This is a genomic window from Nonomuraea sp. NPDC003707 (assembly GCF_053587055.1).
Genome location: NZ_JBSFNK010000016.1, coordinates 61,211 through 80,297 on the forward strand (window position 1 = coordinate 61,211; position 19,087 = coordinate 80,297).

General features: G+C 70.8%; 14 protein-coding genes. 1 reads left to right on the forward strand and 13 read right to left on the reverse strand.

Annotation, left to right across the window (positions count from 1 at the left end; translation table 11 throughout):
- Positions 1 to 285 precede the first annotated feature (285 nt).
- The 10 genes from ACWDRB_RS35375 to ACWDRB_RS35420 form a co-directional block, all read right to left on the reverse strand.
- A complete protein-coding gene (locus ACWDRB_RS35375) occupies positions 286 to 1,494 on the reverse strand; it encodes a GGDEF domain-containing protein (RefSeq protein ID WP_449901118.1) in 1,209 nt (402 codons plus the stop codon).
- A gap of 1,229 nt (positions 1,495 to 2,723) precedes the next feature.
- Positions 2,724 to 3,521, reverse strand: coding sequence for a single-stranded DNA-binding protein (locus ACWDRB_RS35380; protein ID WP_449901120.1), 798 nt, complete (start codon positions 3,519 to 3,521; stop codon positions 2,724 to 2,726).
- An 891-nt stretch (positions 3,522 to 4,412) separates the two neighbouring features.
- On the reverse strand, positions 4,413 to 6,035 hold the full coding sequence (locus tag ACWDRB_RS35385) for a YfjP family GTPase (protein ID WP_350731613.1): 1,623 nt from the start codon (positions 6,033 to 6,035) through the stop codon (positions 4,413 to 4,415).
- Positions 6,032 to 8,323, reverse strand: a complete 2,292-nt coding sequence (locus ACWDRB_RS35390; RefSeq protein ID WP_449901122.1) for a dynamin family protein — start codon at positions 8,321 to 8,323, stop codon at positions 6,032 to 6,034. The genes ACWDRB_RS35385 and ACWDRB_RS35390 overlap by 4 nt, the downstream gene beginning before the upstream one ends.
- 275 nt (positions 8,324 to 8,598) lie before the next feature.
- Positions 8,599 to 9,831, reverse strand: a complete 1,233-nt coding sequence (cobA, locus tag ACWDRB_RS35395) for a uroporphyrinogen-III C-methyltransferase (protein WP_350731616.1) — start codon at positions 9,829 to 9,831, stop codon at positions 8,599 to 8,601.
- Positions 9,832 to 9,912: 81 nt separating this feature from the next.
- Positions 9,913 to 10,926 carry an agmatinase gene (speB, locus tag ACWDRB_RS35400; RefSeq protein ID WP_397367403.1) on the reverse strand — a complete coding sequence of 338 codons (1,014 nt, stop codon included), beginning with the start codon at positions 10,924 to 10,926 and terminating at the stop codon, positions 9,913 to 9,915.
- A gap of 24 nt (positions 10,927 to 10,950) precedes the next feature.
- Complete coding sequence (gene cobT, locus ACWDRB_RS35405) at positions 10,951 to 12,021, reverse strand: nicotinate-nucleotide--dimethylbenzimidazole phosphoribosyltransferase (RefSeq protein ID WP_350731620.1); 1,071 nt, start codon at positions 12,019 to 12,021, stop codon at positions 10,951 to 10,953.
- A gap of 13 nt (positions 12,022 to 12,034) precedes the next feature.
- The gene (locus ACWDRB_RS35410; protein WP_449901127.1) at positions 12,035 to 12,880 is read right to left on the reverse strand and encodes a sirohydrochlorin chelatase; all 846 of its coding nucleotides are present in this window, start codon (positions 12,878 to 12,880) and stop codon (positions 12,035 to 12,037) included.
- A 70-nt stretch (positions 12,881 to 12,950) separates the two neighbouring features.
- Positions 12,951 to 14,126: a precorrin-6y C5,15-methyltransferase (decarboxylating) subunit CbiE gene (gene cbiE / locus ACWDRB_RS35415; RefSeq protein ID WP_350731892.1), complete on the reverse strand. Its 1,176-nt coding sequence runs from the start codon at positions 14,124 to 14,126 to the stop codon at positions 12,951 to 12,953.
- An 80-nt stretch (positions 14,127 to 14,206) separates the two neighbouring features.
- Positions 14,207 to 15,286 (reverse strand): GNAT family N-acetyltransferase, encoded by a 1,080-nt coding sequence (locus ACWDRB_RS35420; protein ID WP_397367400.1) that lies wholly within the window; start codon positions 15,284 to 15,286, stop codon positions 14,207 to 14,209.
- A gap of 91 nt (positions 15,287 to 15,377) precedes the next feature.
- Here ACWDRB_RS35420 and ACWDRB_RS35425 point away from each other — a divergent pair, with 91 nt between their 5' ends.
- Positions 15,378 to 16,394: a baeRF2 domain-containing protein gene (locus tag ACWDRB_RS35425; RefSeq protein WP_449901131.1), complete on the forward strand. Its 1,017-nt coding sequence runs from the start codon at positions 15,378 to 15,380 to the stop codon at positions 16,392 to 16,394.
- Here ACWDRB_RS35425 and ACWDRB_RS35430 read toward each other — a convergent pair.
- Genes ACWDRB_RS35430 through ACWDRB_RS35440 form a run of 3 tightly spaced genes read right to left on the reverse strand, consistent with a single transcriptional unit; the run spans position 16,384 to position 19,062 of the window.
- Complete coding sequence (locus ACWDRB_RS35430; RefSeq protein WP_449901134.1) at positions 16,384 to 16,956, reverse strand: LutC/YkgG family protein; 573 nt, start codon at positions 16,954 to 16,956, stop codon at positions 16,384 to 16,386. The two genes, ACWDRB_RS35425 and ACWDRB_RS35430, sit on opposite strands and share 11 nt — an antisense overlap.
- Positions 16,943 to 18,334 carry a lactate utilization protein B gene (locus ACWDRB_RS35435; protein WP_449901136.1) on the reverse strand — a complete coding sequence of 464 codons (1,392 nt, stop codon included), beginning with the start codon at positions 18,332 to 18,334 and terminating at the stop codon, positions 16,943 to 16,945. Before ACWDRB_RS35435 ends, ACWDRB_RS35430 begins: the two co-directional genes overlap by 14 nt.
- Positions 18,331 to 19,062: a (Fe-S)-binding protein gene (locus ACWDRB_RS35440; RefSeq protein ID WP_449901138.1), complete on the reverse strand. Its 732-nt coding sequence runs from the start codon at positions 19,060 to 19,062 to the stop codon at positions 18,331 to 18,333. Before ACWDRB_RS35440 ends, ACWDRB_RS35435 begins: the two co-directional genes overlap by 4 nt.
- Positions 19,063 to 19,087 lie beyond the last annotated feature (25 nt).

A 19,087-nucleotide genomic window follows, 5' to 3' on the forward strand; every position in this document is an offset into this window, starting at 1 on the left:
GACCGCCGAACCAGCACCGCACGCCAGAACCAGCAGCCCACCCAGTGGGACGGACGGGACCGCCGAACCAGCACCGCACGCCAGAACCAGCAGCCCACCCAGTGGGACGGACGGGACCGCCGAACCAGCACCGCACGCCAGAACCAGCAGCCAACCCAGTGGGACGGACGGGACCGCCGAACCGGCATCCCAAGCGGAGCCGGCAGCCCACCCAGTGGGGCGGATGGGGCCGCCGAACCGGCATCCCAAGCGGAGCCGGCGGCCAACCCAGTGGGGCTCAGTAGGTCAGGAGTTGTGATCGTCGCTGGGGAGGGAACGTGGAGGAGGGGGTGATTGGACGACGGGAATGCAGACACGGTCCCGCCCCAGCTCCTTCGCCCGGTAAAGCGCCAGGTCAGCGGCCGCCAGCAGGTCGATCAGGTCGTCCCCGTGCACGCTCATCAACGCGACCCCCGTCGAAATGGTCACCCTGACGAGGGCGTCGTCGACGGGGATGGCCATGTGGCCGATGCGGGTGCGGAGGCGTTCGGCCACCTGGCGGGCCTCGTGGATGTCGGCGCCAGGCAGGAGGACCACGAACTCCTCGCCCCCGAACCGCCCCACAACGTCGTAGTCCCGCAGCTGGCTGCGCAACGTGGACGCCACCCCCACCAACACCTGATCGCCGACCAGATGTCCGTAGGCGTCGTTGACCCGTTTGAAGTGATCGATGTCGATGATCAGGAGCGCCAGGGTTTCGCCCGTCCGGCGGGCCCGGACGATTTCGGTGTCGGCCTCGCGCTGCCAGGCGGCGGCGTTCAGCAGGCCTGTCTTGGCGTCTGTACGGGCTGCGGCCTGGAGCTGGGCGTGGAGGAGGCTGCGCTGCAACAGCACCACCGGCGGCAGCGTCAGGATCAGCAGGGCCAGGTTGAGTCCGCAGCAGATCGAGACCGTCACGCCCAGGCAGAGCTCGACGATGTCCAGCAGCACGCTCTCCCTGTCCCACAGGACCTCCCGCCACGGCATGTCGGGGTCTGCGGTGTGGGCGGCGATGGCGATGAGAGCGATGTTGAGCAGGGAGAAGAGCACAGCCGCCCCGACCGCGCAGAGGATCGGCGGTCCGCTCCCGAGCGACAGCACCCACGGGTCCTCGATCACCCAGTGGAACGTGACGGACGCCGCGCACCCGGCCAGACCGATGGCGGCCGCGCTGAACACCCGTCGGTAGAGAACGGTCGCGCGCACGCGTACCTGGAGCAGAATCTGCAGGACGATCGGCGCGAAAATGGCGTAAAGCGGCGGCAGGAGCAGCGCAACCGGCAGCCACCACGCCGACAGCAGGTCTCGCGAGACGCCGGCGGGCATGCCCAGCCGCCGACTGGCCTCGATGCAGACCGCGCCGCACGCCATGAGAGCACTGAACGTGACCAGGTCCCACCATTGGAAGGCGGTGGTCACCGCGAACACCATGATCGCGGCAAGGTCGAGAGCGACGATCGCACACAAATAGATCACGAGCGGGCGACGTTGCCCGAGCAACGGCCAGCGGCCGGCCAAAGTTGACACACCGTCGCGAGAACCGATCGAGGCGTGACTGGTCGCCGCCATCTCGTCTCCTCCCTAACTAACGATGTGTAACACAATAATTGCGGAGTGTGCGATGTGCGATGGGAACGGATACGTTGGCACTGACTACACACACCTGCTCATGCCGCGAGTGGGTCGTGTTGGACAGCCGTGCCGGAAAGGAGCAGCCATGGTGCGGGGCGTGACCTGGACCTGACAGATGCTCTAGCCATCTGCCGCGGACAACACACCATCGGCCGCCCTCGGGGGTGCCAGTCAAACGGGCCACGGCCGGTGCCCCCTCCCCCCTCCTTCCCCTCCACCTCAGCTTCCCCCTATACCTCAAACCTCAGCTTCCCCCTCCACCTCAGCTTCCTCCTACACCTCAGCTTTCCCCTTCGCCTCCCTTCACCTTCCCCTTCGCCTCAGTTTTCCCTTTGACCACGCCCTTCCCTACACCTCAGGCTTCGCCTACTCCCTCTTCTCTCGCCTGACTCTCCAGTGCCCTTCCCCGTTGCATTTCTCGCTCCGATAACCGCGTCCCGGTTTTCTCCTGTCGCGGCCATGGCCTCGGCATATGCCAAGGCGCTGTCCTTCTCCGGTTACTGCCGTCGCAACTCACTCGCGAAGGCTTTCCCTCTGTCGCTGCAGCCGCCACTCCGCTCACTAGGAATCGCCCCCTAAGGCTTCTGTCGCAGCAGCTCCACTCGCGAGGACGCCTCCTGCCGCAGCTCCGCTCACGAAGACCTCGTCTTCTGCGGTTGCTGCCTCGTAGCTCGTCTCCGGATTCTCCAGTCGCGCCATCCCTTCGAGAAGCCCTCGCCTTCCGCTCCCCCTTTCTGAGGACCGGCTGCCTCGATGCTGTCCGTTCGAGGGGCCTTTTCCCTTCCGCCTTCCCTTCCGCGCCTGCGCTCGATGGCGCTGGTGCTGCGGCGTCTTGCGGTCCCGGCCGTGGCGTCCGCATGTGCAAAGGGAAGCGCCGCGTTGGCCGGTCAGCGTCCGCCCCTCAGGTGTGAAGGGCACCGGTGGGCGCCGCAAACCGTCGACCTCACCGCCGAGTCCGCCCCCCTGAGCGTGAGGGACACCGGTGGCACCGCAGACGGTCGGCTTCTCAGTTGGGTTCGCCCCTTTGGGCGTGTGGGGCACCGGTTGGCCGAGCGGTGCCCCTTCGTGTGCTCCTACGCCGCGGCTCGTTCCTCCATCACGGGCTCTTCGGCGTCGCCGTCTTCCTCGTCGACGCCCACCTTGCTCGTCGTCTCGTCGGTCTCGGGGCCCAGGAAGCGGACCGTGTGGTCTCCCGGGCTCGGGGTGCGCCTCTTGCCGCTCGCCTCCCCTACGGAGCGCATGATGTTGTCCTCACCCTCTGAGGAGTCTGCGGTGCTGGCGGCTTCTCCTGATCGCAGGGTGTCGGCCTCGGACTCCTGGGTGTGTGCCGCGTCGTCCGATCCCGAGGGGCTGGGGAAATCGCGGTCGGTGCTCAGGGCGTGGAAGGGGTTGGGTTCGAGCGTGGAGCCGGAGCGGGGGAGGTTTCGGAAGCTGCGGGTGCCCATGGCCCAGTCGCGCGTCTCCTCGTCCAGGCGGTCGCGCATCTCCCTGCTCATCGAGGTGATTCCGGAACGGTCCGGCTTGGCGAAGACGCCGGTGCCCCAGCGCAGGTCGTGCCCGACCGCGCTGGCCTCTATCTCGGGCACGAAGCGGCGGTCACCTTCCGGGCCGAACTCGCGGATGCGCAGCTTGCCGGAGACCACCACAGGGTGTCCCGCCCGGATGGAGGAGGCGACGTTGTCGCCCAAGGTACGCCAGCAACGGACCGTGAAACACACCCTGTCGCCGTCCACCCATTGCCCCGCCTTCTTGTCGAAGTAGCGGTGTGAGGAGAACACCTTCAGCGAGGTGACCTTGCTGCCGTCATCGAAGCTGTACTGCCTCGGCTCTGCTGCGACGTTGCCGGTGAGTGTGATGTAAATGTCGTTCATCCCGTGCCTCCCATGCGGCGGGCCGGCTGCCCGCGATCTGGGATCAGGGTGCCGGGGATGGGCTTGGGCACGAGCTCTGGAACGGGGTTCTGTGGATGAGCAGGGCCGTATGGGGTTGAGCCTGTGGATGAGAGGACTGTTGGCGGTGAGGCCTCTGTCGGGGCAATGGGGCTTTTGCGCGAGGGGAGGCTGTTGGTGGTTATCTGCCGTGGGGAAGCTGCTTACGGTGGAGGTGTCAGCCCGCCCGACCTACGGCGATGCTAAGGGCCTGTCGGCGTATCGAGCCGTTGCGTGCCGGCACAAATGACCGTGGGACGCGGGCCATCTGACCGAAGCTCGAAGGTGCCGGTTAACGGTGCTCAAAGGTGCCGGTTGGCGGTGCTCGCAGCTGCATCTGACCACAGCGAGCGGGCGCAAAAGGCCGTAGGACGGGCGCAGGCACGGCCAGCCATCGCAGGCGAGCGTCGAAGATCAGGGCTGTGGCTGGCGAGCGCATCCGGCTACAGCGCGTAAGCGCCGAGGGGCCATGACTCGCCGACGCATCTGGCCGCAGCACGCAAGCCCGAACGCGGCTGTGGGACGGGGCTTTAAACGGGCATAGCACGGGGACCCGAACGGCCGCCGCACGCGACCCAGAACAGCCGTAGGGCACGGGCCCGAATCGCCATAGGACTCGGGCCTCAACGGGCGTAGCACGCGGGCTCGAACGACCGTGGGACACGACCCCGAACGGCCGTGGGACGCGGTCTCGAACGGCCGTAACACGCGGCTCCGAATGGCCGTGGAGCGCGTCCGGATGGCCGTGGGACGTGGGTCCGGATGGTCATAGGACGGGAGCGGGGCGGGCCCTGGCCGGTGGAGGTGTGGAAGGTGTGTTGGGGCGGGGGAGGGTCAGGGGGACAGGTCGCGTAGGGCTGTGTAGAAGGCGTGGTGGCGGGTCAGTTCGCGTTCGACCGGCTCCACGACCATCGTGGTCGACACGGCGGCCACGCGGCGGCGCATCTCGCGCTCCAGACGCTCCCGCTCCCGCGAAGCCCCCAGTTCCACGAAGTTGCGGGAGGCGATGCCCGACAGTGCTCCCAGGCCCAGCACCGACGCCATCATCAGCCCCACCCACGGCAGCGTCGCGCTGTCGCCCAGCAGTTCCAGGGCCGGAGGAAGCTGTCCCGGCATCAGCAGGCCCGCGGCCAGCCAGGCCAGGCCGGCGACGAAGGCGACCACCAGGACGTACTGCCACACCTTGAGCGCGCGCCACCACCCGGGTACGCGGTCGAGCTGCGGCGCGATCTCCGTGAGGTCTTCGGTGAGGGCCTGCGGGAGCTGGCTGGAGCGGGAGCGGGCCGCCTGGTGGACCCCGGTGCGCCACACCGGGTGCATCCCACCGGACAACCCGTCGGCGAGGGCCTGTACGGCGTTGGCGACCTCGGCCGACTGCGCGCTCACCGAGCCGGTCGTGATGCCGCGGATCTCCTCCCCCAGGTCCTGCAGGCGCAGGCTCCTGAGCGGGTCCGAGCGGAACTTCGAGAACCACCGCGGGTACGGCCAGCCCACCCAGTGGCTCGACCGCTCGGCGTAGACGTTCTCCATGGCCTCGCCCACGGCCGGTACGCCCACCGCGTCGCACAGCGCGTCCGTGAGCCCCATCCGGCGGGCCTCGTCGACCGAGGACGGCGCCGACAGGGCCTCGCCCAGCGGCATGGCCTTGCTGAGGCGCTGTTCCAGCCGGTGCAGGTCGGCCTCCAGCTTCTGGATGGCGGCGCGCCTGCGGGCCACCGCGGTCGCGATGACGCTCCTGAGGCTCTCGATGCCGCGGCCCGTGACCGCGGAGGTGGGTACGACGCTGGGATGCTCGACGCCCTCGCGGCGCAGCAGGTCGTTGAGGTCGATGACCAGCTCGGCCAGCTCTTCCTTGGTGAGCCTGTCGGCCTGGTTGAGCGCGAACACGGTCACCGCGTCATGCCCGGCCAGCTCCGTCACGTAGCGGCGGTGCGTGGACGCGTCAGCGTACTTCTGCGGGTCGAGCACCCACACCACCAGGTCGGCCAGGCCGATGAGCCGGTCGGCCTCGGTGTCGGTGAGGGCCCTGATCGAGTCGTGGTCGGGCAGGTCGAGCAGGATCAGCCCGTGGAGCTGGCTGTCGCCCTTGTCGAGCGCGCTGGCCCGGGAGAATCGGTGCCGCCACTGGATCTGCAGCCAGTCGAGCAGCGGGCCCGCGCCCTCCAGCCCCCACACACAGGCGTGCGTACGGGCGGTGGTCGGCCGGCGCACGCCGGTGGGCGACAGCTCCAGCCCCGAGATGGCGTTGAACAGCGACGACTTGCCGCTGCCCGTGCCGCCGGCCAGCGCGACGACGGTGTGCTCGGAGGACAGCTTGAGCCGGTCTCCGGCCTGCGTCAGCAGCGTGTTGGCCTCGGTGAGCAGCTTCTTGTCCAGCCGCCCGGGGCCGTGCTCCACCACCTTGGTGAGCGCGGACAACCGCGGAGCCAGCCCGGGCCTGGTCGCCATGGTGGTCATCGGGCGACCTCGAGGTTGTACGTCGCCTGGTAGAGGCGAGTCGCCACGGACTCGTCCGGAATGCCCGCGGTGTCGAGGGCTTGCACGTAACGCATGGATTCCTCGTCGAACAGCATGCCGATCCTGGCCCGCAAATCGCTGAGCGCCTTGGCCCCGATGCCACGCAGGGACTCCGCGCCGAGCAGCGCGTTGACCAGCCGGTGCGGCACCCCTTCGCCGTTGGTCCCGCTGAACATCGCGACCGTGAAGATCAACGAGAGCGAGTCGGGATCGAACGACACCAGCTTCGACACCGACCGTTTGGCCACGCCGTCGGTGCGTACGAGCTCGCTCAGGTGCTCCTGCCACGACGCGATGGCGCGACCGGCGTGACGTACGAGATTGTCGGAGGGCCTGTCGAGGCCCTCACCGAGCTTGGCGCCCAGCTCGGAACGGTGCCGCCAGCGCGCGACCACCTCCTCGGTGGCGCGGTTGGCGGCGGCGACGATCACCGCCTCGAGCCCGGCCCGGATCGCCGCCTTGAACGCCAGCACCCGTTCCGGCGCGTGCTTGTCCGACCGGCCGCGTTTGCGCACCTGGAGCGAGCGCACGAGGTCGCCGGAGCCCGCGAAGTCCTGCCAGCGGGCCAGCACCTCGCCGTGCAGCAGCGAGCCGTTCTTCGACGCCTTGTCGACCTCGCCGAGCGCGCCCCGGAAGGCCGCCTCCACGTCGCTGCGCAGCTCCGTCCTGAACGCGACCTGCCCCTCCAGGTGCCTGGCCAGCGCGGGTACGCGGGTACGGAAGCTGTTGAGCACGCCGTTGAGCGTCTCGCGCACGGCCTGGGCCCTGCGCTCCTCGTCGACCGACAGCTCGGCCAGCCAGAGCCGCAGGTCGGTGACCTCGCTGTCGGGCAGCCGGCCGTCATTGACCTTCGCCTCGTTGATGACGAACCTGTCGATCTCGCCCAGGCCGTATTCGGTGAGCATCCGTACGAAATGCTTCAGAACCACCTCAGTCGACCGGGGCTGCACCCGCGACAGCACGATCGCGAGCCGGGCGCCGCGCTCCTTGGCCAGCTTCAGAAGGTTCCAGGCGGGGGCGTCGGCGTAGCGGGCCGCGGTGGTCACGAAGATCCACAGGTCGGCGGCGTCGAGCATGCGGTGGGCGACCTCGTGGTGCTCCTCGACGACCGAGTCGATGTCGGGGGTGTCGAGCAGCGCGACGCCCTGCGGGAGCTTCTCCGTGGCGACGACGACCATGCTCCGCGCCCCGGCTTCCGGGGCGGGCTTGTCGAGCCGCTGGAGGCTGGCGAGCAGCTCCCCCTCCGCGAACCACTTCCGGTCCTCCGGGTGACACACCAGCACGGGGGTGCCGGTGGTCGGGCGGCGTACGCCGGTGCGCGAGACGTTCTTCTCGGCCAGCGTGTTGACCAGGGTGGACTTGCCGGCGCCGGTGGAGCCCGCGACCACGATCAGGGCCGGGGCGGCGCTGGTCCTGACCCGGGGGAGCACGTAGCCCTCCAGCTGGGCCAGCAGCTCGGCCTGCGTCTGCCTGGCCTCGTCCGCGCCGGGCAGGTCGAGGCCGAAGCGCAGGTCCGCGACGCTCTCCCGGAGTGTGCCGAGGGCCGCCGTGAGCACCTTGGCGGCCTCGGCGGGCAGCGCCTCGCCGCGGCCCGACTTCTCCCCGGTCGCCGCGCCGCCTCCGGGCTTCTCGCCCTTCGCCGCCTCCTGGCTCCCCTGTGGCTCCTGGCCCTCCTGCGGCTCCGCGCCGTCACGGGGCTCGTCGCCGTCCTGCGGCTCTTCGTGATCACGAAGCTCATCGCCATCGCGGGGCTGCCGCTCGGCCTCCGGCTCGTCGCCATCCGCCGGCTCGGGCTGCGGTAGTTCGTCGCCATCAGCCCCGTCGGCCTGAGAATGCTCGTCGGCCTGAGAATGCTCGTCGTTCGCCGGCTCGGCCTGCGACTCCTCATCGGCCGCCTGCGCGCCCTGAGGCTCCCCGGAGGCCGACTCCACGTCCTGGGGGTGCCCGGAGGCCGTCTCCACGCCGTGAGGCTGCTCATCGCCCGGCTCGGCGTCCTGAGGCTCGTCGTCCTCCGTCGCCACGTCGTCCTGAGTCTGCTCGTCGAGTGCCGCCGGCCCGTCCAGCGACGACGCCTCGGGCTCCTCGGACGGGTCCTCCGTGGCGAAGGCATCGAAGGGCGGCTGCTCGCCGCGCGGCTCCTCCCCGTCAGACGGGGGTACGGGCGGCGCCTTGCGAGGCCCTGGACCGCCGAGCGCGGCGGGCTTCACGAAGAGGGAAGGCCTCTCCACGGAATCGCCGGCCTCCTCAGGCACGTCGTCGTCAGCCGTAACCGCCTCCGCGGGCTCCTCCGGCGCCGGTGGCCCCGTGGAAGCCGCGGCAGCCTCCCGCTCCCCTGGAGCCGATGGCTCGGGGGAAGCCGCGGGCTTCTTCCGCGCCTTCTTCGTGCCGAAGGCATCGAAGGCGTCGTCGCCCTGGACCTCTGTCAGGTCCTCGTCACCCACCGGGCGAAAGCTCAACGTCTGCTCTCCCGGTGACTCCTGCCGCCCATCATCCATGGCCGTGTTCACGGCAAGCGCTCCGCTCGAACCATCTCGACCTCCTGGCCGACCCTCACGACGTCGCCGACGATGACGATCGCCGGCGGCCGGATCCCAGCCGCGGACACGCGGTCGGCCACGGTGGAAAGGGAAGCGGTGACCGCCCGCTGGGTCGGAAGGGTACCGTCCTGTACCACCATTGCGGGAGTCTCCGGGGGACGTCCGTCTCGGATGAGCGCTTCTGCCACCTTCGCCAGCCGCTCGACGGCCATCATCAGCACCAGCGTGCCCTGGGAACGGGCCAGGGCGGGCCAGTCGACGGTGGACTTGGGGTCGTCGGGCGCGACGTGCACGGAGATCACGTGGAACTCCTGGCTGACGCCCCGATGCGTCACCGGCACCCCGGCCGAGCCGGGCACCGCCACGGCGCTGGTGATGCCCGGGACCACCAGCACGGGGATGCCGGACCGGGCGCAGGCGATCATCTCCTCGCCGCCGCGCCCGAACACGAACGGGTCGCCGCCCTTGAGCCGGACCACGAACTTGCCCTGTCTGGCTCGATCCACGAGCAGCTCGTTGATGGTCTCCTGGGAGAGCGAGCGGCCGTAGGGGACCTTGGCGGCGTCGATCAGCTCGACGTCGGGGGCCAGCTCGTCGAGCAGGGCCCGGGGCGCGAGCCGGTCGGCGACCACCACGTCGGCCTGCGCGAGGAGCTGCCGCCCGCGCACGGTGATGAGGCCGGGATCGCCGGGGCCGCCGCCGACGAGCGCCACGCCGACCGGTTTGGTGCGGTTGCGCCGGGCGTCTACCGTGCCGTCGCGCAGAGCTTCCACGACCGCGTCTCTGATGCCGGCGGCCCTGCGCGGGTCACCGCCCGCGGTGACGGCGACGTTGATCTCGTCGACGCGCCCGGTGGCGGGCGTCCAGGCGGCCGAGGCGTCCTTGTCGTCGGCCCGCACGCACCACACGCGTTTGGCCTCCGCCTCGGCGGCGATGGCCGTGTTGACGGATCTGTCGTCGGTGCAGGCCTGTACGAGCCAGGCACCGTCGCAGTCGCCGACCTCGTACGGCCGGTCGTGCCAGGTGACCCTGCCGGCGGCGATCAAGTCGTCGAGCGCCGGCGTCACACTCGGCGACACGATCGTGACCTCCGCACCGGCCTCTAGCAGCGCGGGAACCCGCCGCTGTGCGACGCGCCCGCCGCCCACGACGAGGACCCGGCGGCCGGAAAGCCGCAGGCCGAGGAGGTAGGGGCCCATGGGGGGAATCTCCCGTTCGCGATGGTTCTGTGTTAGGACGTAAACCTACCGGCTCCGGAAGCGTCATTTGCTGCGCACGGGTCAACGACCGTCGAGAAGGGGCTGCCGCGGGTCCCAGCGAGGCCCGCCCTGAGCGTCCTTCCGGCGTCTGGCCATCGCTGAAAGCGCTTCAAGGATAACCCGGTTTCCCAGGTAGGCGGTGATGTCCGCGTGGTCGTACGGCGGCGCCACCTCGACCACCTCCATTCCGGCCACGGGCAGTTCGTAACAGATGCGGCGAACGGCATCGAGCAACTGCCTGGCGGTCAGTCCCCCGGGCTCGGGCGTGCCGGTGCCGGGAGCGTGGCCGGGGTCGCAGACGTCGATGTCGACGGACAGGAAGATCTGGTCGCATTCGTCGAGCGCGATCGCGAACGACTCCGTCAGGCACTCTTCCAGCCCACGGGCCACGATCTCCGTCATCTCGTACGAACGCATGTTCTGAGCGGCCATCCAGCTCAGCGTCTCCGGCTCGGGCCAGTAGCCGCGCAGCCCGATCTGCAGGAACCTGTCGCCCCGGATGGCCTCAGACTCGATGAGCCGCCGCATCGGCTGGCCGTGCCCGTAGAGGTGGCCGAACGCGATGTTCCCGGTGTCGGCGTGCGCGTCGAAGTGGATCATCGACGTACGGCCGGGCGCGTACGCCCTCGCGGTGCCTCGGGCGTCCGGCAGCGCCACCGTGTGGTCGCCCCCGAGCACCAGCGGGATCGCCCCGGAGGCGGCCACGCGGTGCACCGCCTCCTCGATCGCGGCCAGCGAGCCCTCGACGTCGCCCGAGTAGCACTCGACGTCACCGGCGTCCAGCACCCGCAGGTCGCGCAGGGCGTCCACGCGCAGCGCCAGGCTGGGCCTGGAGCCGTCGTGCGGCAGGTAGCAGGCCTGGCGCAGCGCCATCGGGCCGAACCTGGCGCCGGGGCGGTTGCTGGTGCCCCCGTCGAAGGGGGCGCCGACGATCACCACGTCGGCGTCCTCGTAGGAGGCCGGATCGTTGACGTCGCACCGGTCCACGCCCAGGAACGTGATGTCAGGACCGTACATGGGGCCGTAACGGGACACCGCTCACCTCCAGGGCCTCCATCATCACACGGTCTTTTCGGTCACTCCCGCCGAATCGAACGTCGCCACGTCATGCATCACCCGTACGGCCGCGCAGACCACCGGATACGCCAGCAGGCCGCCCGTGCCCTCCCCCAGCCGCAGCTCCAGGTCCACCAGCGGGCGCAGCCCGAGGTGGGCGAGCGCGGCGGCGTGGCCGGGCTCGGCCGAGCGGTGGCCGGCGATGCAGTGGTCGAGCGCGGCCGGGTCCAGCGCGGCGGCCACGAGGGCGGCGGCGCCGGCGATCACGCCGTCGAGGATCACCGGCACGCGGGCTGCGGCGCCGCCCAGGATGAAGCCCACGATGGCCGCGTGCTCGAACCCGCCGACCGCCGCCAGGGCGCGCAGGGCGTCGCTGGGCGTGGCCAGGGCCCCCGACAGGCCGTTCGTGCGCAGGGCCTCGCGGACGATGCCCACCTTGCGGTCGAACGTCTCGTCGTCGATCCCCGTGCCCCTGCCGGTCACCTCGGCCGGGTCACGGCCGGCGAAGACGGCGATCAGGGCAGCGGAGGCGGTGGTGTTCGCGATGCCCATGTCGCCGGTGATCAGGCACCGGGCTCCCGACGCCACCAGGTCGCGGGCCACGCCGATCCCCGCCTCCAGCGCCCTGACCGCCTGGTCGACGCTCATCGCGGGGCCCTCGGACAGGTCGGCGGTGCCGTACGCGATCTTGTGGTTGACCAGGTTGGGCGCGTCGGGCAGGTCGGCGGCGACGCCCACGTCCACGACCGTCACGGACACGCCTGCCTGGGCGGCGAAGGCGTTGGCGACCGCGCCGCCGGACAGGAAGTTGGCCACCATCTGCACCGTGACCTCCTGCGGCCACGGGGTGACGCCACGCGCGTGCACGCCGTGGTCGGCGGCGAAGATGGCCAGCGCCGCGGGCTCGGGCATGGGCGGCGGGGTGGCACCCGCGGCGCCCGCGAGGCGTACCGCGATCTCCTCGAGCGCGCCCAGCGAGCCGCGGGGCTTGGTGAGGCGGTCCTGGTACGCGCGGGCCTCGGCGATGGCTCGAGGATCCGCGGGACGGATCGCGGCGAGCGTCTCAGCGAGCACGGCAAACCTCCACTTACGGGACGAGTTGGAGCGCTTCCTCATATCGATCGATCACGACGTCGGCCAGGGTCTCACAGTCGCCGATCACCTCGGCGCACCGGATGTCGAGATCGGGGTGTCCCGCGCCGTACGCCAGCGCCTGGGCCCACACGCGCTCCAGCATGCCGCCCGCGAACAGCAGGTACGGCACCACGATCACGCGCTTGGCCCCGAGACGGCGGCAGCGCTCGAGCCCGCCGGGCACCCCGGGCGGGGTGACCGACACGAACGCGGTCTCGACGGTCATGAAGTCGTAGGCGTACGTCTCCCAGAACAGCCGGGAGACCCGGTGGATCTCGGCGTTGGCGGTCGCGTCCGTCGAGCCCTCGCCGACCAGCACGACCGCCGTCTCGCCGGGCTCGATGTGCACGGGGTGGTCCTCGACGGGCAGGGAGTCGACCGCGCGGAGCCGGGGCCTGGCTCCGACGAGCTCCAGGGCGCGCGGCTTGGAGATCTCGGCGGCGGCCTCGTTCAGCCGCTCGGCCAGCAGCCCCAGCACGCGCGGGTCGGGGCCGAGGGGACGGCCGTAGTTGTACATGAGCGTCGGATGCCGCTTCTGCTCCAGCTCCATCGCGGCCGGGAACTCCTCGCTCATCCTGCTGAGGCTCATCGGCAGCGCCACGAGCCGGTGATGCCCCTTGGCGACGAGGGAGGCGACGGAGTCGCTCAGCCGCGGAGAGGCACGTTCCAGGTAGCCACCGGACACGTCGGCGCCCGTCTGGTCCAGCCGGCAACGCAGCCGGTGTACGAACCTGCCGAACTCCGCGGCGTAGGCGTCATCTTGTGAGCCCTGCCCGATCAGCAGGAGCGGCGGCTTCATTATGAGGGAATCTCCGGTGCGTTAGACAAAGACAGGCGAGGATAACCGATGCGCCCCGGTAGGGAACAGGTCACGCTGTGTGCGCGGGGGTCGCATGCACGACGAACACGGGGTCGGAGGCGGTCAGACGGTGGGAGCCGTCGGGGTCGAGCGTCAGTCTAGATGCCAGGATCTGGGTGCCCTCGCCACGGTAGCCGTGCTCGCGCAGCCGTTGGAGCACGGCCGTGACCTGCTCGACCTTCCTGAGCGAGCACACCAGCGTCCGCGGGCCGCGGGCGGCGCAGGCCACCACGACGTCGGGGCCGCCGCCGCCCACGTAGACGGCGTCGGGGTCGGGCAGCGGCTCCAGCGCCGGCGGCGCCTGGCCCCTGGTCAGAGCCACTTTGACGCCGTGCTTGAGCACGTTGGCGCGCAGCCGGGCGCAGGACTCCTCCGCGCGCTCCACGGCGACGACGGCGGCGCCCATCCGCGCGCACTCGACGGCGATCTCGCCCTCGCCCGCGCCCACGTCCCAGACCAGGTCGCCGAGCCGCGGGCCCAGCTTGGCCAGGATGAACGCCCGCACCTCCGGCGGCAGCGCCCCCTCGAACGGCAGCGCCCACTCGGCCGGGCCCGGCTGCGCGCCCGCCAGCCAGCCCGGCTCCTTGGGCTGGTGCAGCGGGTCGATGACGAGGACCACGTCGGGGTCCTTCCACGGCCTGGTGGTGGCCTCGCCCATGCGGCTGTGCGTGACCCGCTCGTCCGGACCGCCGAGGTCCTCGCAGACGATCAGCGCGCGGGGCGTGGTCGGCGCCAGCTCCCTGGCGATCTCGCCTGGGCCGACGCCGGGCGCGACCAGCAGCGCCACCTTGGGATGGGCCCGGCAGGCGTTCACGACCCGGTCGATCTGGCCCGGGCCGGACGGGGCCACGACCAGCGCGTCCTCCCAGTTGAGCCCGGCACGGGCGAAGGCGCGGGTGATCAGCGAGATCGCCGGCACCACCTCCGGTTTGAGGCCATGGGCCCGCAACGTGCGGACGACACCGAAGAATCCGGGATCGCCCTCGGCGACCACGACCGCGGGACCTTCTCCGTGTTCGAGGTGATCGTCCAGAACTTCGAGCAGCGCGCCGTCGGCCGCGGTCGGCGCGGAGAGCCTGAGCTGCCCGAGCACGGCGTCGGGGCCCACGACGAGCTTCGCCTCGCGGAGCTTGTCCACCGCCTTGGCCGAGAACTCGTGCCCGTCCCACCCGACCACCGTGATCATCACGCCTCACCGTCCTCACCTCAAGGGTGACGGCTGCGATCGGGTTTCACAAAGGGTACGAAGGTCAGTCCGGTGTGCCCTCAGGCCAGGTCGGACGGGATGAGGCTGTAGACGATCACGTCCTGGCCGCCCAGCGAGGACCTGGCGACGCCCTCGCGGACGAAGCCCGCCTTCTCCGCCACCCGCTGGGAGGCCGTGTTCGTCGCGAGGGCGCGCAGTTGCAGCCTTCTGAAGCCCTGCCGCTCGAACAGCCAGCGCGCGATCGCCACCACGGCCTCGCCCGCGTACCCGTTGCCGCGGGCCCACGGCGCGGTCATGTAGCCGATCTCGGCCGACCTGTGGGCCCAGTCGACGTCCCTCAGGTCCACGTTCACGGCGAACCGCTCGGTGTCCCGCTCCACGACCGTCCAGGTGATGCCCGCGCCCCTCATCCGTATTCGTTCGGCCGTGCCGACGGACGCCCGCGCGTGCTCCTGCGTGTAGTCGCGCGGATAACCCGTCATGGCCTGGGTGACCGGATCGGCGACGGTGGCCGCCAGGTCGGGCGCGTCCTCGGCGGCCGGCTGGCGCAGCAGCAGCCGCTGGGTACGCAGCTCCGTCCTGGGCAGGGCGTCGGCCTGCCGGCGGCGGTCGTAGGCCAGCAGGCCGAAGATGACCAGGTCGTGCGGCCCGTCCTCGTCCAGCACCGCGTCGCGCAGCAGACCCTCCCAGGTGAAGCCGGATTTCAGCGCCACGCGGAGCGAGGCGAGGTTGTCCAGCTTGGCGGTCAGGTCGACCCGGCGCAGCCCGACGGTCCCGAACGCCCAGTTCACCAGCCCGCGCACGGCCTCGGTGGCGAAGCCGCGGCCCCGGTAGAGGGGGTGGACGCCGTACCCGACCTCGGTCGTCCCCGCGGTCCACGAGGTCTTGAACAGGCTGATCGCGCCCACGATGACGCCCTCGGCGTCGACCATGGCCAGATGCAGGCCCTGCCCCGAGCGGCGCAGCTCGTGGACCCCGATCGACAGCCACCGGGGGATGCCGGAGGTCTTCTCGGGGGCTCCGGGCGGAAGGAACCGGGCGCCGGACCGCACGATGGAGCGGATCCTGGCGGAGTCCTTGAGGCTGAACGGCCGCAGTGTCAGCCGTTCCGTGGCGATGCTCACGTCAGCGTCGAACACGTCGGCAGGGTACACACTCGCGATGTTTGCCCCTGAAAGCGGGGGTAGGGGCGCAATTGAGAGGAGTGTGGAGAAGCGGAGGTGGTGAACGGTGCGGCTCGACTTCATCCGCCCGCTGTACGAGCGGCAGGGCCCGTACGCGTCCGTCTATCTGGGCACGTACACCGGGCAGGAACGTGAGGCCCACTGGCGCGGTGTACGGGACCCGCTCGAGAAGGACGGGGCCGACAAGGCCACCCTGGAGGCCCTGGACGAGGAGGTCCAGCGGCTCGTGGCCGGGGAGGCGATGTTCGCCGCCCACGGCGACCTGGTGCTGACCGACTCGCTCCCGAAACCGCCGGGGGAACTGGGCCGGTGGTCCCCGCTGCCGCACGTCACGCCCATGCTCATGTACCGCGGCGAGAACGTCCCGCACATCCGGGTCATCGTGGACCACGCGGGGGCCGAGCTGACGGTGTTCGGCGGCGGGTCGCCCCGCAGGGCCGTCGTGGAGGCGGAGGACTGGCCGCTGCAGAAGACCGCGCAGGGCGGCTGGTCGCAGAAGCGGTACGAGCGGTGGGTGGACGAGACCTGGGAGAAGAACGCCGTCGCCGTCGCGCACGAGATCGACGAGCAGGTACGCCGCATCGGCCCGGAGCTCATCCTGGTCGCCGGCGAGCCGAAGTCGCGCTCGTACCTGCTGCACCACCTCAACACCAGGTCCGCGGACCGGGTGATGATGGTCGAGCACGGCAGCCGCGCCGACCACGGGCAGTTCGAGGAGGACGTGGAGCGGGCGCTCGACCAGTGGCTCGACCGCAAGCGCGCCGAGCTGCTGGGGCGGCACCAGGAGACGTCCGGGCCCACCGGGGTGGCCCGCGTGGCGCACGCGCTGCGTGAGGGCCGCGTGCAGGCGATCCTCCTGCCCGGCGAGCTGCCGCGGGAGATCTGGATCGGCACGGGCGGCACCCAGCTGGCCACCGATCCGCAGGAGCTGCGGCGCTGGGGCGTCGGCGAGCCCGTCCAGGAACGCGCGGACTCCGCCCTGGCCAGGGCCGCCGCGATGACGGACGCGGAGCTGTGGTTCTGCGACGGCGTCTCCGACGTGGCGGCCGTGCTCAGGTACTGATGATCACCTCGAGGGTCCTGGGGCCGTGCACGCCCTCGACCCGGTTGAGCTCGATGTCGCTGGTGGCCGAGGGGCCGCTGATCCAGGTCAGCGGGCGTGCCGGGTCGAGCCTGGCGATCGCCTCGGGCACCCCGGCCACGATCTGGTCGGCCCGCACCACGCACAGGTGGTAGTCGGGGACCAGCGTCTGGGCGCGCGTGCCCTGGCCGGGGCCGTGGTCGAGCACGATCGTGCCGGTCTCGGCGATGGCCACGGCGCAGGACGTGATCACGCCGTCGGCCGTGTCGAGGTCGGCCCAGCCGCCTTCCCGGTCGAAGCCGTCAGGGATGATCATGCGGCGTCCCGCGACGGCTTCGTCGATCTTGGCGGGCACCTCGGCGGCGGGGAGCACGTGCACGATGGCCCGGTAGTCGTCCACCCGCTCGGCGAACAGCCCCACGATGTCCTCGACCTGCGCGTCCTCGACCTGCGGCGCCGTGCGGTAGTGGCGGGGGATCTCGACGTCCGCCGCCCCGGCCACGGCCTTGCCGATCCTGGCGAGGATCTCCTCACGCGCGCTCATTCCGCTCCCACCAGTCTCTGAAGGATTCTTCCGGAATTTCGGGGATGTCCCTGGTGTCCGTCCAGGCCGCCATCGGCCCCGGCAGACGCTTCGGTACGAGCCCGCGCAGGCGGGACGCCGCCCTTTGCGCCTTGGCCAGGCGTTCGTGGTCGTTCAGGATCCAGCCCGCGACCTTCATCCCGGCCCGCTCGGCCGCCGCGTGCGGGGCCTTGGCGCGCAGGTCGACCAGGACCTCGGGGATGTCGATGGCGACCGGGCAGACCTCGTAGCAGGCGCCGCACAGGCTGGAGGCGTACGGCAGGGAGGCGTCCAGATCCGACGACATGCCCCGCAGCTGCGGGGTGAGGATCGCGCCGATCGGGCCCGGGTAGACCGAGCCGTACGCGTGGCCGCCCGCGCGCTCGTACACCGGGCACACGTTCAGGCAGGCCGAGCAGCGGATGCAGCGCAGCGCCTGGCGGCCCACCTCGTCGGCGAGCACGTCCGTGCGGCCGTTGTCCAGCAGCACCAGGTGGAAGTCCTGGCCCTCGACGGCGCCCGTCCACATGCTCGTGTAGGGATTCATCCGCTCGCCTGTGGAGCTTCTCGGCAGGAGCTGGAGGAACACCTCCAGATCCCGCCAGGAGGGCAGGAGCTTCTCGATCCCGACGACGCTGATGAGCGTCTCCGGGAGCGTCAGGCACATCCGGCCGTTGCCCTCCGACTCCAGCACCACCAGCGTGCCGGTCTCGGCGATCATGAAGTTGGCGCCGGAGATCGCGACCTTGCTCTTGAGGAAGCGTTCGCGCAGGTGGAGCCGGGCCGCCTCGGCCAGCGCGGGTGGGTCGTCGGTCAGGTTCGGCGGGACCTTGGGCATCTTCTCCAGGAAGATCTCGCGGATCTCCGACCGGTTGCGGTGGATGGCCGGGACCAGGATGTGGCTGGGGAAGTCGTCGCCGAGCTGGACGATCAGCTCGGCCAGGTCCGTCTCGTACGCGGTGATGCCCTGCGCGGCCAGCGCCTGGTTGAGCTCGATCTCCTGGGTGGCCATCGACTTGACCTTGACCACCTCGGTCTCGCCGGTGGCCTTGACCAGGCTCGCGACGATGGCGTTGGCCTCGGCGGCGTCCCTGGCCCAGTGGACGGTGCCGCCCGCCCGGGTCACGGCCGCCTCGAGCTGGACCAGGTAGCGGTCGAGGTTGCGCAGGGCGTGGTCCTTGATCGCCTTGCCGGCCGCGCGGAGCTCCTGCCAGTCCGGGAGCTCGCCGACGACGTTCGCGCGCTTGCCGCGGATCGTGTGCGTGGCTTTGCGAAGGTTGTAGCGGAGCTGCGAGTCCTGTACGGCTTTGGCCGCATTTTTCGGGAAATTGCCGGGCATTCCGAGGAAAGTCGCGCTCACTGGTGCTCCTCCGTCGATGCGAGGATCTCGGCCAGGTGCATCGTCCTGACGCCGGTCTTCTGGCGGCTCAGCGTGCCGCCGATGTGCATCAGGCACGAGTTGTCCGCCGCGCAGAGCACCTCGGCGCCCGTGTCCAGGACGTTGCGGGTCTTGTCGGCGCCCATGGCCGCGGAGACGGCCGGGTTCTTGACCGCGAACGTGCCGCCGAAGCCGCAGCACTCCTCGGCTCCCGGCAGCGGGACCAGCTCCAGGCCGCGGACGTTCCGCAGCAGCCTGGTGGGCCGGTCGCCCAGGTGGAGGACACGGAGCGAGTGGCATGTCGGGTGATATGTCACCCGGTGCGGGAAATATGCGCCTACGTCGTCGACCTTCAGGACGTCCAGCAGGAACTCGGACAGCTCGTACACCTTCGGCGCCACCTCCGCGATGGCCGCCGCCCCCTTGCTGCCCGGCCTGGCCAGCTTCGGGTACTGCTCGCGCACCATGGCCGCGCACGACCCCGACGGCGCCACCACGGCGTCGTACCCGGCGAACACCTCGGTGAAGTGGCGGGCCAGCCGCACGCCCTCCTCGCGGTAGCCGGTGTTGACGTGCATCTGGCCGCAGCACGTCTGGGCGGCGGGGAAGTCCACGTCGCACCCGAGCCTGCGCAGGAGCGACACGACGGCCTTGCCGGTGCCGGGGAAGAGCGTGTCGTTCACGCACGTGATGAACAGGGCGACTCGCACGGCTCTCCTTCCAGGTATGGTCTGA

Coding starts and splice junctions, on each gene's coding strand:
- ACWDRB_RS35380 (WP_449901120.1), bottom strand. CDS start 3,521: ATGAACGACATTTACATCACACTCACCGGCAACGTCGCAGCAGAGCCG.
- ACWDRB_RS35385 (WP_350731613.1), bottom strand. CDS start 6,035: ATGACCACCATGGCGACCAGGCCCGGGCTGGCTCCGCGGTTGTCCGCG.
- cobA (WP_350731616.1), bottom strand. CDS start 9,831: ATGGGCCCCTACCTCCTCGGCCTGCGGCTTTCCGGCCGCCGGGTCCTC.
- ACWDRB_RS35410 (WP_449901127.1), bottom strand. CDS start 12,880: ATGAAGCCGCCGCTCCTGCTGATCGGGCAGGGCTCACAAGATGACGCC.
- cbiE (WP_350731892.1), bottom strand. CDS start 14,126: ATGATCACGGTGGTCGGGTGGGACGGGCACGAGTTCTCGGCCAAGGCG.
- ACWDRB_RS35430 (WP_449901134.1), bottom strand. CDS start 16,956: ATGAGCGCGCGTGAGGAGATCCTCGCCAGGATCGGCAAGGCCGTGGCC.